The following is a 13,703-nucleotide window of genomic DNA, read 5'->3' as shown; positions in this document are numbered from 1 at the left end:
ATATAGGGCATCAATTCTGTTAAAAAATGATTTTAAAGTTATCCTTTTACCACGGCATTTTTTAATTTTTTAAAATAATAATGGGCCACTAATAGGAAAAGAAAGGTTGTTAGAACCAAAAATGTTAGGCCAATAAGGATCCCAATCGATTTACTTATATGTGATAGAACTAGATAACTCAATCCTGCTACAATTACTAGACCAGCAAATAAAACGAGCATGACTAAACCTTGCACCAATTTATTAGAGCGATTCATAAGTTCTGTTACACTAGACCAATTCGTCACTAAATACTGATAATCACGGTAATATCCCCAAGCACTCCAAGCTAAACTAACTACCAACCAATAAACAAAAAAGATAAGAAGAATAGATAGAGGAGCTCCTAGATAGATACTAATAATTTCAAGTAATATAATTGGAAGTATCGATTGAATTGTAAAAAGTACCCAAAATTTTAACTGCAGATAAGTTGTAAAATCAAATGGCAGGCTTTTTAGATAATCAAAATTTTCTCGTTCTAATGAAATTCCAACAGATGTTAGATTTGTTCCACCAGAGTTGAAAGTAGCAATTAGAAGAATTAAAAGTAAGGACGGTAATAGAAACTGTAGACTCAGTAACTTATTTAGGCCCCCTGATTTCATCATACCGATAAAAACTCCAGACAGTATAATATAAGGCATGATAGCTGAAAGCAATACTGTTTGAACAAAGGTAGACCCTTGACTAATCATACCTAAATTATAAAACCAAACAAACTGTTTAAAACTCTTCTGTCCTTTTACAGAAATCCTTGTTTTACGAACAGTAACATCCGTAATTTCACTAGTAACTACTGCTGTTTCATAAAATTCAGGTAAAACTTTCTTTTTAATAATGAAAAAGAGCAGAATAACGATAATGGACCAGGCTAATAACCCTAGAATACTTTTAACAGAAAATGGTGATACAGCTAAACTATGTAAAAACATCATGGGGTAAAAGTAGGAAATCTGATCTACCATTCGTCCAGATTCTAAGGTACGATCTACAACAGAAGCGTTAATCCCATTGACTAGCATGATAGAACCAAGAGCTGCTATAAAGCCTATAGAAATTATGATATTAGAAGCTAACTTTTTATATCTTCTAAAAATAGAGGTTTTCGTTAAAAAATGTACGCTTGTAACGAGCAGAAAGGCTAAACTTAAAAAAATAAGTGCTATAGTAATCAGAAAGATAGGAAAGGCTAGAAAAATAGATTGACCAGATTGTAAATTAAGCGCGAGCACATAACATATGATTGGAAAAACCCCCATCAGAATTGGCAAAAGAACGGCGATGCCTTTGGATAGCATGATTTCTGATTCAGTAAATGCATAGGGTCTATAGGATTGTAAATCTTTGCTTTCATAAAAGACATTATAAACAGATAAAAATCCTTGTGAAAACATAAAAATATAGAAAATACCAATCATGTTACTAAACATACCAGGATGCTCTTTTAATGGAGTAAAGAAGGCCTGGATTCCAAATAGAACAAGATAAACGATACAAAGGAAAAAATAGGACGATATAATCCTTAGTCCAACATTCAGACGTTTCGTTTTATTTTTTGATTGCTTTTTACGAAGATTACTTAAACTACTTCCCTGTGCTGAGTAAAGGATATTGATTTCAATTAATCGTTTTAGAGCATTAAGACGCATCTGTAACCACCTCTTCTCTCCGACCTGCAAGACCAAGGTAAATGGATTCCAACGATTGATTTGGATGTTGTTCCTTTAATTCTGCTATGCTACCAAAGAAAATTAGATGACCTTTTTTCAGGATAGCAATTCGGTCACATAGTTGCTCTGCCACCTCTAACACGTGAGTAGAAAAAATAACGGTTTTTCCCTTCTCAGCATGCTGTCGCATCATATTTTTTAAGTCAAATGCAGCTTGCGGATCCAACCCTGTCAACGGTTCATCTAAAACCCAAATGTCAGGATCAGCAAGGAGCGCTCCAATAACAAATACTTTTTGCCGCATCCCATGAGAAAATGACTCAATAACTTCAAATCGATGATCCGAAAAGTCAAATACTTGTAATAGATAATTTAGACGATTTTCAATATCTTGAGGACTCATTTCATAGGCTGAAGCAACTAAATCCCAAAACTCATTAGCTGTTAAACGTAGGAATAAATCTGGAGAATCTGCTACATAACCAATTTTCTTTTTGATGACCATACGATGCTGTGCTAAATCCATACCGTCTACACGAATCGTACCACTACTTGGATTAATGACACTGACTAAAGATTTAATTGTTGTTGATTTTCCAGCACCATTATGACCTATCAAACCTACAATTTCCCCACTCTCAATAGTCAAATTAAGATTACTTAAAGCAGTTTTTTTATTATAAATTTTACTTACATTTTCAAATTCAATCATTTTAAATCTCCTTTACTTTTCTCAATTAGTGTACCATTTTTTCACTAGATAAAATCAAGTGTGCCTAGAAAGACAGAATATGTGCCTAGACGACCATTTTATAAGGATATTTCCTATAAAAAACTTATATTTGAATTCAGTATAGCACTTTTCATATTCAAAATCAATTGATAATGAAAGTTCCTCAAGTTCTGTATGGCAATATCAGGTAGAATATAGCAAAAAGGGCTGGTCCAAAATGTCCAGCCTTCTGTGAATAATAGTCATAACTGCATCATACAGTAATTGATGGTCAGACCAAAGCTAACCTAATGAAAAAATTTTATTTTCACCAGACGGAATTCACTGCAACTTCCACTCATAGAAAATCTTTTAGATCTTCAACCAATCTGGTTAATTCATTTTTATTTGGAATGAATTGCTCTGAGAACATTATTTCCAACGGCACCCACCAGACTGGACCACGGCCATTCAGTCCATGATCTTTCATGTCGCCTGTTTGTCTTGGAAAGAGGTGCCAGTGAGCATGGGCATCTCCATTCCCTAGAAGTTCGATGTTCATTTTTTCAGATTTAAACGCTTTGGCAACAGCTTCTTGGACCAAACTCATTTCCTCTAAAAAACGAAGTTTTACAGAAGTCTCCATATGATGAAGTTCTGTGACATGCTCCTTTGCTAGAAACAAGGTATAGCCCTTAAAGTATTGGTGGTCTCCAATAACAACATAGCCTGTCTCTAGTTCTTTTACAAAGTAGGGATTTTCCCCTGCCTTGATCGATTCAATTCTTTGACAAATCAAGCACATATTAGTCTACCAAGGCACTCTTGAGATAAACATCAACCAGCCGCTCAGTCGCCACAACAGAATCAATATGGGTTCTCTCATAAGAGTGGCTAGACTCGATACCAGCGCCGAGAAGGGCGTGTTTGACCTCTGCTCCTGCAGACATGGCCGCTGAAGCGTCCGAACCGTAGAATGGATAGATATCTAGCTTAAACGGAATATCTTGCTCTTTCGCCAAGGCAACCAAATGTTGACGGAAGTCATAGTGATAAGGCCCAGACGCATCCTTGACACAAATGGAAACTGTGTACTCATCTGTCTGCTGGTCATCGCCCATAGCTCCCATATCCACCGCTAAATATTCGACCACCTGAGCAGGAATATTAGAGTTGGCACCGTGGCCCACTTCTTCAAAGACTGAAAAAGCAAAATGAGTTGTTACTGGCAATTCAATCTCCTCTTCCTTATAAATGCGAAGGAGATTGAGCAAAATCGCTGCGCTGACCTTGTCATCCAGATGGCGAGACTTGATAAAGCCGGTTTCTGTCACAACCGTGCGAGGATCAAAACTGATAAAGTCACCAACCTCAATACCCAAGGCACGCGTTTCTTTTTCATTGGTTACTTTTGCATCCAAACGCACTTCCATATTGTCCTGCGTGCGTTCTGCCGTTCCAGCATCCTTGTAAACATGGCAAGAAGTTTGGTGGATGAGGATGGTTCCTGATAGCTTTTGACCTGTGCTAGCCACATGAACAGTACAGTTTTCCCCTTCAATCATGTTCCAAGGAAAACCACCGATACGATCCAATTTCAGACGACCATCTGGCTTAACAGCCCGAACAATGGCTCCCAGTGTATCGACATGGGCAGTTACATAGCGTTGTTGCTCATCGTTTTGACCTTTGATGGTCACATTGACCCCACCTTTAGCAGTTCGCTTGACTTCATAACCAAAGTTTTCCAAGGTCGTAACCAAATATTCTGCTATATCTTTTGTAAATCCGGTTGGAGAGGGAATAGCAGTTAACTCTTGTAAATATTGAATAGTGTGATCCATAATTCCTCCATACTATTTTCAGTTTGATAAACTTCTTTTCATATCTTTTTTAACAATAAAGAACAAAAAAAGTGGAACAGAGTTCAAAAACTCTTATTAGTTCCACCCTTGAATTTTGTATTAAGTATAAGTTTAGGAGGAAATACGATTGATAGGACAATCATAACCTCAAAACTCTCACTTAATTTTTTAGAAAACTAGTCTTCTTTCCGTTTTTTCCCTGCTACTAAACTTGATACACCAACGATTAAGCCTGCTGCAGCTAGAGCTTCGCTAGAACGAGTTCCAGTTGTTGGAAGGACTTTCCGTTTTTGCTTAGATGTTTCAGACTTTTCACTTGCAACTACATTAGCAGCATTATAATTCACTCCTGTGAATCGTACACCAGGATGTTGGTTTTCCTGATTTGGGTGAAGTAAGTCATATTTTGTTTGTAACTCAGAATAAGTTGTCTGTAATTTAGCATAGATAGTTTGCAATTCATTTAGATAGTTTACTTCTTTTTGATATTGTTCTAAGGCATCTTTATATTGAAGAAGAGCCTCAGCCAATGAAGCTTTAGCTACAAGGAGATTTTGAGGTGCATTCTGTAAATCTGATAGACGTTGTTTCGCTTTTGCCAGATTTTCTTCTGATCTTTGGAGTAAGTTTTGGACTTGTTTTGCTTTCTCTTGTGCTTGTAAGTAAGCATTTTCTAAACGAGCCAACTCCACTTTTGATTCTGCTAATTCAGCTTCCTTAACTTTAAGGTTTCCTTGTAATGGAGCAACTTGTGTTGAGATGGTTGCATAAGCAACTGTGTAATTGTTTTGACTTGTTTCTAGTGTCGATTTTGCTTTGACTAGATTTTCTTGTGCTACTAAAACCGAAGAGGCTGCAGACTGCATAGTTGTTTGATCTGTCGATTTTCCTTGTATTTGTTCATTGTAAACTGAACGAGCAATTGATAAACTTGATTCATAGCCTGTACGTTGAGCTTTAAGTGCATCAAGCTCTGCTTGAACTTTGCTAGCATTGCTACTTACACCCGACTGAAGTGCAGCTGAGAACTCACGTAGCTTATTTTCATACTGATCCACTGTCATAACAACACCGGCGTTAATCAGACTTTGTAGATTACTTACTGAACGAAAACCAATTTGACTAATTGTATCAACATAGGCAGTTGTTGCAACATTAAACTGATTCCCCATATCTTGGACATAGTGTCCAACCTTATAAAATTCTGATGGGATCTTCATGTAAATTGCATTAGCATCAAGTTGTGTTTCATCGGTCGGCAAACCATACTGATTAGCTAATTGTTGGTAGGCTGCTTTTTCATTCTGCCAGTAATTTACAGCCCATTCAGGACTCCCACCCCAAGCTAGATTTTCGTTAGCATTATAAATATTTGAATGTGGGTTACCACTGTTTAATTTAGAGCGAGATGCTTCGACTTGAATTTGACTTTCGTAGTTGATAAATGGATTAATATACAGTTCTGGCAAACCAGCAGCTTTTCTTGCTTCATTTACGGAACGCAAAATACGAACAGCAGTCAAAGCATTTTCATAACTTCCAGAGTTTGAATTGTTAACAGTCCCATGCTTATCGTATTCAGCACGAGCTTGAGTTACAAGATTGGCATAAGCTGAATCACTAACTTGACTTTGAAGGTAATCAAGAAAGTTGCTATAACTATATTCTGTGCTAACTGCTGGTTTTGCTTTCTCTGTTGCTAGTTCTGTTTCTTTTTGCGAGATAGTTTCATTAATTGTAGCAAGATTTTGCTCAGCTATCGCAACTTTTTGTTGAGCTTCTGAAATTAACTGATCACGATTTTGAAGGGTTGTTGTGGCATCTGCTAGCTCTGCTTGTTTTTCGCTCAAAGTCTGCTGAGCAGCTTCGACGGCTTTTTGGGCAACTTCTACTGCTACTTTTTCTCTTTGGATTGGTTCCTCAGCTTTGGCAATTTCGGCTTGTGCCATCTCAACTAAAGTTTCTTTACCGGAAACAACATTTTTCTGTTGCTCTACTAGTTTTTGTGCTTCTTGTTCATTTGATTTGGTTTGGGCAACATCTTCTTGACGTGCACTTACTTCTAACGTTGCTGTTTCAATAGTTTCCTCAGTTTTAGCAATCATTTCAACTGTAGCATCTTTTACATCTTGTTCTTTTTGCGCTACCTCTTGATTTGCTGCATCAACCTTTGCATTTGCTTCATTAACTTTTGACTCAGCAGCCTTAGTGATATTGACTTGTTCTGTGATTTTTTGTCGGCTATCTTCAACCTGTTCTTTGGCAATTTGAACAAGTATTTCTGTTACTTCTTCCTTATTTTCACTAGGTTGAGGAGTAGCATTCTCTTTAAGAATACTTTCTACATTAGATGTTACTTGTTCAGTAGTAGTAATAGTTGGACTTCCTGCCTCTGTATTATTTTCAGCAACCGTATTCTCTTGATTTTCAGAATCGGCATGAACTTGTTCCGTTCCTACGATAATTCCTGCTGTTGCTAAGCTAGTAGCTAAAAGTGATTTTGATAATTTCGTTTTCATATAAATACTCCAAACTTTCAATACTCATTTAAATACAATACGAGTTTATTATACTTTTTTTGAAAAAAAAAGGCAAGCAGTTACTTAAATTCTGATAGAAAAAAACATACCTATGATCATAACGAGTTTTCCTATTAGAATAAGCTAATTGTGACTATATTTTATTTTCAATAAATTGGATTGGGAATCATTTAGTCGAAGAATTTCTACCACATCTTCTAACTTCATTCCAGAAACTAACAATCGTTCAGCCGCTAAAATTAGACCATTTTCAATCCCTAGCTGAAGAACACGATTTTCTTTATCGTTGCTATCAAAGATGTATTTATGATTTGGTAAATCAAAAAGAACCTTGACAGCACCATAGAGCTGTTCAAAATTATCAATTTCCAAATCAAATATGGGCTCTATATTGTCTTTTAAGGTGCGGCCACGATGATTAAACCACATAGCATGCCAGCCACCATTTACAGCCCCTTGTACATCGTTATCATACGAATCTCCCACATATAAAGTTGTTTCAGGATTCATACCAAATTGTTCAGCGGCTAGGTTAAAAATTTCCTTTTCTGGTTTCTGAAACCCTGTTGCTTGACTGACAATCACACAGTGAGGCTCAATATAGTCATATAAACCTAATTTTTTTACTTTTTTAAGCTGATGCTCGGTTGGTCCGTTAGTAATAACCCCCATCTTTACACCCTTTGATTTGAGAAAATCTAAGGTCATTCTCATCTCATCAAGCATGGTAATCTCATCTAGTTCTTTTTCATATACTGATTGAAAAAAAGATCCAGCTTTCTCATCGATTTGTCGATAGCCAAACTCAAGTAAGGTTTGTTTACAACGCCAATAACGGAAAAACTCTGTCGTCCATTCACCTGCTACAACTCGAGGAAAACCGATATCCGAATAGTGACGAAAGCGAATATAGGCTTGATTCATATTTTCACTATCAAAATCTGGAAAACACTTTTCCATCGCTAAACGATAAGGAGCTTGCTGATCATAAATTGTATCGTCAACATCAAAAACGATTGAAGTTATCATAACTATCCCTTCTAAATCAATCCACTATTTGCTTGAGTTCTTCCTTCTTAATTTCTTCTAACATTTCCAACTCTTCACAGCTAAAATGATAGTCTTCAAGTAAATCAGGTCGAAGGTGGTAAGTCTTTTTTAAACTCTCGTAAAGCCGCCACTGACGAATTTTTTCATGGTGACCACTCATGAGTACATCCGGCACAACCATTCCTCGATAATCATAGGGACGTGTGTACTGAGGATATTCTAATAATCCAGACGAAAAACTGTCATCTTGGTGGCTAGCCTGTTTACCAATAACTTCTGGAATCAAACGAACGGTAGCATCTATCATAGTCATAGCAGCTAGTTCACCACCCGTTAAAACATAATCACCAAGAGAAATCTCATCCGTCACCAAACTCTTAATTCGTTCATCATAACCTTCATAATGACCACAGATAAAAATCAACTCCTCCTCTTGAGCTAATTCTTCTGCATAGGTTTGATCAAATGTCCGACCAGCAGGATCCAGTAAAATCACTCGAGGATTCTTCTTTTCGATTGTTTCAAAGGTGTCATAAATTGGTTGAGCACGAAGTAGCATTCCTTGACCACCACCATAGGGTTCATCATCAACATGCCGAGCTTTCTCTGCATGTTCACGAAAGTTATGATATTGGATATCCAACACCCCTTTATCCCGAGCCTTTCCTACAATCGAATGTTCCAATGGGGCAAACATCTCTGGAAAGAGTGTTAATATATCAATCTTCATCGTCTAAACCCTCTAAGAGTTCCACATCAACCCGCTTATTGGGTATATCAACATTTAGAATTACCGGCGGGATATAAGGCAATAGCAAATCTCGCTTGCCCTTTCGCTCAACCACCCAAACATCGTTAGCCCCCGGCTGAAGGATTTCCTTGATAGTTCCAATCAAGTTGTTCCCCTCGTAGACTTCCAAACCGATAATCTCGTGATAGTAAAACTCCCCATCCTCTAAGTCGTTTAAGTCCTCCTCAGCAACCTTCAGACTGTAACCCTTGTACTTTTCAATGGCATTGATATGGTACATGTCTTTAAATTTGATAATATCAAAATTTTTCTGCTTGCGGTGACTGGCAATAGTCACCGTTTGGACAAACTGATCCTTGTCATCAAAAAGCGCCAGCTCTGCCCCTTTTTTAAAGCGTTCCTCTGCAAAATCCGTCACAGACATGACTCGCATCTCACCTTGCAAGCCCTGCGTATTGACGATTTTCCCAACATTAAAGTAGTTCATCTTGTCTCCTGTATCTATTTTCCCCCTCTATTTTATCACGTTCCAGGTATTTTCACAAGTTGGAGAGAAACTCTCTTACCTAGTTACAAGTTCTTCAAAAAAATTCACCAACGTGCTGGTTAAACACCTCAATATTGTCATTCATCGCTTGGTGTTTGCTAGCTGAAGTCACTATTTGACGGACATTAGGATATAGAGTGATGATTGCATTTAGGTGTTTGAGAAAATCATTTTCTCCTCTTACTAGAAGTATAGAAGGATCACCTTCCTAAGGTCACTAATTCTTCCATTTTTAAACGAAGATTGAGGTTGATGAAAAGATCACGAATGAGTTCTTCCATCCCTTCAGCGACTAGAAAATGATTGATGGTACGATATCTGGTAACAAACTGCCCTGTTAAGTACTGCATAGCCAGATTTTCAATCATCATTTTTTTAATTTTTCGTCCAGAGAAAATCCCTTGTAAATAGGCAAATAGATGAGCAGATACAAGCATTTTAGGGTGATAAGATGGGCGACCAAAGGCATGATAGAAGGCGTGGAAGTGACTATCCTCCAAGGTATTCACCACTTTTTCAATAGTAAAGATGAGATGGTCTTGTGGCAAGAAAGAACTGATTTCTAGTGGTAAAGTTGTTTGATTTGTGTTATAGTGAATATGCATGGGATAGCCTTTCTAAATGGTTTATTAAGCAATTCTATTTTACCAAGACTATCGCAACCATTCAAAAAAGCAACAGCAAATCCGTTGCTTCAGATTGAAGACAAACATCGTTTTGGTGTTTGTCTTTTTTCATACCTCCAAGCAAACTCCCCCTAATACATGCTAAAATCTCTTAAAAACGCAAAATAAAAAGGCTTCCCCACCATCATTTTTACCAGTTTTTTGATGTTTAAGCATGCCAAAACAAGCTCAACTTTAGCCTTCATTTTGGACTTACCTTTTTTCGTGTATAGCGCAAATTATGGTATTCCTTGGCTGTCCCGAATAGTCGTTCCACCGTCTCCTTACGTTTCTGGTACAGTTCCTTAGTCCCCTTCTGGTGGTAAATATCTTCACAAACTTCTACATAATCCTTCCAGATGTAACGTGTGACATCCTTCTGGTGTTTCTTGCTTTCCGTACAAACAGACAACAGCGGACAGGTTGCGCAAAGCTTAGGGTCACTTTTATACTCACGGTAGCCATCGCGATTAGTGGTAGAGCAAGAGAGTACTTGGTTTTCAGGACAGAGGTAACAGTCGTAGTATTCATAGACTTTACGGAGAAAGTAGTCTTGCGGAACCAACTCATCAAGCTTGTAGAAACCGACTTGATTGCGGTTGTAGATTGGATTTTCCTTGTGGAGCATAAGTACACCTTGAAAACGTTTCTAACACTATTATACACCTTACTACCAAGAAAATCCAAAAAAGAGAGGACAAAATCCCTCTCTTTTTTCATAATAATCCCTGTTTTTAATATAGCAGAAAGGTAAGAAATAAGTGCATGGTTTTCTGAAATGTCGAAAATAGTAACTGAAATGTAAAAAAGAAAGCAACTATGTGCTTTCTTGATGAGTGAGAACTTTGCCTTCATTCTGAAATAAGGATCTGAGAAATCAGAATCTTATTCTTGTCTAGTCAAGATTATAGGTAGCAGAGCCAATCTTTCTATAGTTTTCCTTGAACTGTAAGTCTAGCGGTGCATTCGGATCTTCCAACTCAAACGGATAGTAACCTGATACCGTACCACCTGGCACTAGATTATCTGTCAAATGATCCTCTTCACCAGTTAAGCCTAGATAAGCATGGTCTAGTTCATTTGCTGTATTTGCATTCTTTTGACGTACATCCAACATACTCATAAAGATAGACATCGCACTTTCCTCACGATTACTATTATTTGTTATCGTGAAGTAAAACTTAATCGCAGGCTCTCCACCATAAGTCGTTGTCTTTTCCACACGGTCAATCTTGAGAACCCCATCTGAAGTTGTCAGGGTTTTCGTAGCTTCATCCCAGCTCGCTTTCGCCTCAGACTGACTTGAATCTGTCCCTGAGTTCGAAATTGTACTTTGAGTTTGACTTGTTTCATTGACCTTAGCTGACTCGATAACAGTCTCAAAGACATCATAGTAAACCTGCTGAAGGTTACCAGTACCTCCAATCATGCCCATAACCATCTTGTTCCCCTGAAAGACAAGTACAATCTTTCCTTGCAGTTGTTGACCGTCCCTAGTAGCTGTAAAGGTCCACGCATGAGCTTCATTTCCATTAATTTCAGACTGCTCTACCGCTTCCACCGTCACATTCTTAGCATCAAAACCTGTTTCAATCCCTTTTTGCAGGCTGGCACGGAAAAGTTCCCCTTTAATCATCGATTTCTGCAAGCCAACCGCAAAGGCATTGCCACCCAAGTCCATACCCTCAGTTAAACGGATAGTAGCACTCCCGCGTGATAGGCTTACCCACGTGTCACTGTCCTCTTGTTCCCAGTTTGCAGGAACAGTATAGTCCACACCACCTAATGTGAGGGTTTTCCAGCCATCAACGATCTGACCAGCCCAGAAGCCGTAAGTGAGATAGGTCATCCCGTAGGCGAGGGGAACAGAGACAAAGGACAAGCTCAATCCAATAACTGCAAATAGCTTACGCACCGTCTTTTTCCTAAATAAGGCAATAAGCGAAAGCACCACACCGATAATTCCCAGATATAGGGAGAAAGCACGAATACCATTGAAAAATGCAAGAAACACAGAAAGCGCTCCGATAGCGATGGACAGTGTTGTCAAGATATCTTCTTGACAGAATTTTAGAAAACGACTCATAAAAACCTCCTTAATTTGCGTTGATAAAGCGAATCTTCGCTTCTGAGTCTAGGGACTTGATGAAGGTGGTAAAGTAGTTCTCCGCTGATTCGGTAATCATATCTTTATATTCTTTCAGATATTTTTCCTTATCCTTAGCTGAAAGAGCTTCTAACGCTTCCTTACCAGTATCAACATTTTGAGTAGAATGGCTAAACAACTCTCCTCTTTGGTCGTAGAGGACATAGGGATCTTTTTTAACCAAGTCAAAACCAATTACTTGGTATTTCGGGATTTCCACCTGATACTCATGTTCCCTCAACTCTATCACACGAGGTGCCTGCTTAATCCCAAATTTAGCTATATAGTTGAGAATGATAATAGCCTTCTTGCTCGTCATAGGAACTGTAAAATTTGTGCCAGGCAACTTGAAATCATTTTTAATAGTTTTAACGTCACGAATACCAGCGTTAAGAAAGACTAATTCATTGACCTGCTCTAACTTCGTCACCACTGAGTAAGTTACAGTTGTCTGATTGGTTACATGAGAACCTCGGAAAAATCCCATCCAGTTAGACATTAGTATCGCAAGCCCAAACACCAATACAACCCAAATATAAATTTTAGCGGCAAGAATCCTCTTCACCCACTCCAAGACTACTTCTTGTATAGATTTTTTGCTTTTCTTCTCTCCACGTTTCATTTTTTATTCAGCCCTTTCACTGCAATAAATCCCACAATCAGCCCCACCGCTGCAATCATAGGATTGAGGAAAAAGAGCCCAACTTCCAGAAAGGCAAACAAAATCAACACAGACCATTTTAGGTATTTCATAAGAATCTCCTTGAACTACTATTTTTGTAATTATTATATCCGAAATCACTACAAAAGTAAATATAAATTATACAAAACTAACAATAGTTGGTTTAATTTTCATCTAAAAAACTATACACTAGTTTATACAGAGGAGAATGAGAACTATGTCCCGCATCTTGGAAGAACTCGGACCACAGATCCGCAAGCTACGCGCAGAAAAAGGGCTTACCCAGCAGGAGCTAGCTGAAAAGAGCGATCTGAGTGTTCAGTTTATCAATTTCATCGAAAATAATAAGCGCAAGGTTTCCTTGGAAACCCTTGTCAAACTTTTGGATAGTTTGGAAATCTCCCTCAGCGAGTTTTTCCTGCCCTACTCTGATCAGGTCGATGCTGGGGTCGCAGACCTGCTTCTCGAGCTGCAAGGGCTGCCCAATCGTGATACCTATATCAAGATTTTCCGCGAGATTATTCGCTTAGAACGTTAAATCAGGCAATAGCTAGCCAAAGACAGGTCAACAGTATGGGAGACTGTTGTTCTGACAGGTTTGAAGAGAATAAAAAAGGGCTCTATAATATCTGTAGTGGGTAACTCCACCGCAGGTATTATAGAGCTTTTTCTATTTAGCAAAAAAGCCCACATGATTTATAATGAAAAGCGTTCAAACCTCATTAGAAAGAATCACATGGACACACTTAATCTTACCACAAAACTCCTCGGAATAACAGGCACAAACATCAAGATCAACGATATTGTGGAACTAAATACCCACAAAGAAATCATCTCTCGCTTAGACTACGCCACGCCTTCCTGCCCATCCTATGACGGTTCGATGGGCAAGTACGACTTCCAGAAAGCCTCTCAATTCCCTTATCTAGATTATGTGGGCTATAAGGTACTCACCCGTCTCAAAAAGCGTCATTTTCAGTGCAAATCCTGCCGAAAAATGCTAGTCTCTGAGACCTAACTTGGTAGAGAAAAA

General features: G+C 38.2%; 13 protein-coding genes and 2 pseudogenes. 2 read left to right on the top strand and 13 right to left on the bottom strand.

Features of this window, described 5'->3' with window-relative positions:
* Nucleotides 1–38: 38 nt before the first annotated feature.
* The 13 genes and pseudogenes from STRDD10_RS01520 to STRDD10_RS11725 form a co-directional block, all read right to left on the bottom strand.
* A complete protein-coding gene (locus STRDD10_RS01520) occupies nucleotides 39–1,691 on the bottom strand; it encodes a hypothetical protein (protein WP_067192552.1) in 1,653 nt (550 codons plus the stop codon).
* Nucleotides 1,681–2,424, bottom strand: a complete 744-nt coding sequence (locus tag STRDD10_RS01515) for an ABC transporter ATP-binding protein (RefSeq protein ID WP_067192550.1) — start codon at nucleotides 2,422–2,424, stop codon at nucleotides 1,681–1,683. Before STRDD10_RS01515 ends, STRDD10_RS01520 begins: the two co-directional genes overlap by 11 nt.
* Nucleotides 2,425–2,782: 358 nt before the next feature.
* Nucleotides 2,783–3,229, bottom strand: a complete 447-nt coding sequence (locus STRDD10_RS01510; protein WP_067192548.1) for an HIT family protein — start codon at nucleotides 3,227–3,229, stop codon at nucleotides 2,783–2,785.
* Between the two features lies 1 nt (nucleotide 3,230).
* On the bottom strand, nucleotides 3,231–4,268 hold the full coding sequence (locus STRDD10_RS01505) for a M42 family metallopeptidase (RefSeq protein ID WP_067192547.1): 1,038 nt from the start codon (nucleotides 4,266–4,268) through the stop codon (nucleotides 3,231–3,233).
* 197 nt (nucleotides 4,269–4,465) lie between these two features.
* Nucleotides 4,466–6,808 carry an LPXTG cell wall anchor domain-containing protein gene (locus STRDD10_RS01500; RefSeq protein ID WP_067192545.1) on the bottom strand — a complete coding sequence of 781 codons (2,343 nt, stop codon included), beginning with the start codon at nucleotides 6,806–6,808 and terminating at the stop codon, nucleotides 4,466–4,468.
* 144 nt (nucleotides 6,809–6,952) lie between these two features.
* Nucleotides 6,953–7,858 (bottom strand): HAD family hydrolase, encoded by a 906-nt coding sequence (locus tag STRDD10_RS01495; protein WP_067192543.1) that lies wholly within the window; start codon nucleotides 7,856–7,858, stop codon nucleotides 6,953–6,955.
* Nucleotides 7,859–7,874: 16 nt separating this feature from the next.
* Complete coding sequence (gene trmD / locus STRDD10_RS01490) at nucleotides 7,875–8,609, bottom strand: tRNA (guanosine(37)-N1)-methyltransferase TrmD (protein WP_067192541.1); 735 nt, start codon at nucleotides 8,607–8,609, stop codon at nucleotides 7,875–7,877.
* Nucleotides 8,599–9,117, bottom strand: coding sequence for a ribosome maturation factor RimM (gene rimM, locus STRDD10_RS01485; RefSeq protein WP_067192539.1), 519 nt, complete (start codon nucleotides 9,115–9,117; stop codon nucleotides 8,599–8,601). The genes trmD and rimM overlap by 11 nt, the downstream gene beginning before the upstream one ends.
* A gap of 269 nt (nucleotides 9,118–9,386) precedes the next feature.
* Nucleotides 9,387–9,782, bottom strand: a pseudogene (locus tag STRDD10_RS01480) (transposase); the annotation flags it as partial.
* Nucleotides 9,783–9,843: 61 nt separating this feature from the next.
* Nucleotides 9,844–10,371: pseudogene (locus STRDD10_RS10295) on the bottom strand (transposase); the annotation flags it as partial.
* 366 nt (nucleotides 10,372–10,737) lie between these two features.
* Nucleotides 10,738–11,928: a DUF5067 domain-containing protein gene (locus STRDD10_RS01470; RefSeq protein WP_067192535.1), complete on the bottom strand. Its 1,191-nt coding sequence runs from the start codon at nucleotides 11,926–11,928 to the stop codon at nucleotides 10,738–10,740.
* 10 nt (nucleotides 11,929–11,938) lie between these two features.
* Entirely contained in the window at nucleotides 11,939–12,553 is a 615-nt protein-coding gene (locus STRDD10_RS01465) for a DUF4230 domain-containing protein (RefSeq protein ID WP_231853343.1), read from the bottom strand.
* A gap of 53 nt (nucleotides 12,554–12,606) precedes the next feature.
* Nucleotides 12,607–12,741, bottom strand: coding sequence for a hypothetical protein (locus tag STRDD10_RS11725; protein WP_269450109.1), 135 nt, complete (start codon nucleotides 12,739–12,741; stop codon nucleotides 12,607–12,609).
* A gap of 146 nt (nucleotides 12,742–12,887) precedes the next feature.
* Between STRDD10_RS11725 and STRDD10_RS01460 the strand changes: the two genes are divergently transcribed.
* Both STRDD10_RS01460 and STRDD10_RS01455 read left to right on the top strand, forming a co-directional pair.
* Entirely contained in the window at nucleotides 12,888–13,208 is a 321-nt protein-coding gene (locus STRDD10_RS01460; RefSeq protein WP_067192533.1) for a helix-turn-helix domain-containing protein, read from the top strand.
* A gap of 198 nt (nucleotides 13,209–13,406) precedes the next feature.
* The gene (locus tag STRDD10_RS01455; RefSeq protein WP_231853341.1) at nucleotides 13,407–13,688 is read left to right on the top strand and encodes a hypothetical protein; all 282 of its coding nucleotides are present in this window, start codon (nucleotides 13,407–13,409) and stop codon (nucleotides 13,686–13,688) included.
* Nucleotides 13,689–13,703 lie beyond the last annotated feature (15 nt).

It is taken from the genome of Streptococcus sp. DD10, from assembly GCF_001578805.1.
Taxonomy (GTDB): Bacteria; Bacillota; Bacilli; order Lactobacillales; family Streptococcaceae; genus Streptococcus.
This window is presented reverse-complemented; position numbering and strand designations above follow the sequence as displayed.

Bases quoted from the DNA above. Each gene is read 5' to 3' on its own strand.
- STRDD10_RS01520 (WP_067192552.1), bottom strand. From the start codon at position 1,691: ATGCGTCTTAATGCTCTAAAACGATTAATTGAAATCAATATCCTTTAC.
- STRDD10_RS01515 (WP_067192550.1), bottom strand. From the start codon at position 2,424: ATGATTGAATTTGAAAATGTAAGTAAAATTTATAATAAAAAAACTGCT.
- STRDD10_RS01510 (WP_067192548.1), bottom strand. From the start codon at position 3,229: ATGTGCTTGATTTGTCAAAGAATTGAATCGATCAAGGCAGGGGAAAAT.
- STRDD10_RS01505 (WP_067192547.1), bottom strand. From the start codon at position 4,268: ATGGATCACACTATTCAATATTTACAAGAGTTAACTGCTATTCCCTCT.
- STRDD10_RS01500 (WP_067192545.1), bottom strand. From the start codon at position 6,808: ATGAAAACGAAATTATCAAAATCACTTTTAGCTACTAGCTTAGCAACA.
- STRDD10_RS01495 (WP_067192543.1), bottom strand. From the start codon at position 7,858: ATGATAACTTCAATCGTTTTTGATGTTGACGATACAATTTATGATCAG.
- trmD (WP_067192541.1), bottom strand. From the start codon at position 8,609: ATGAAGATTGATATATTAACACTCTTTCCAGAGATGTTTGCCCCATTG.
- rimM (WP_067192539.1), bottom strand. From the start codon at position 9,117: ATGAACTACTTTAATGTTGGGAAAATCGTCAATACGCAGGGCTTGCAA.
- STRDD10_RS01470 (WP_067192535.1), bottom strand. From the start codon at position 11,928: ATGAGTCGTTTTCTAAAATTCTGTCAAGAAGATATCTTGACAACACTG.
- STRDD10_RS11725 (WP_269450109.1), bottom strand. From the start codon at position 12,741: ATGAAATACCTAAAATGGTCTGTGTTGATTTTGTTTGCCTTTCTGGAA.
- STRDD10_RS01460 (WP_067192533.1), top strand. From the start codon at position 12,888: ATGTCCCGCATCTTGGAAGAACTCGGACCACAGATCCGCAAGCTACGC.
- STRDD10_RS01455 (WP_231853341.1), top strand. From the start codon at position 13,407: ATGGACACACTTAATCTTACCACAAAACTCCTCGGAATAACAGGCACA.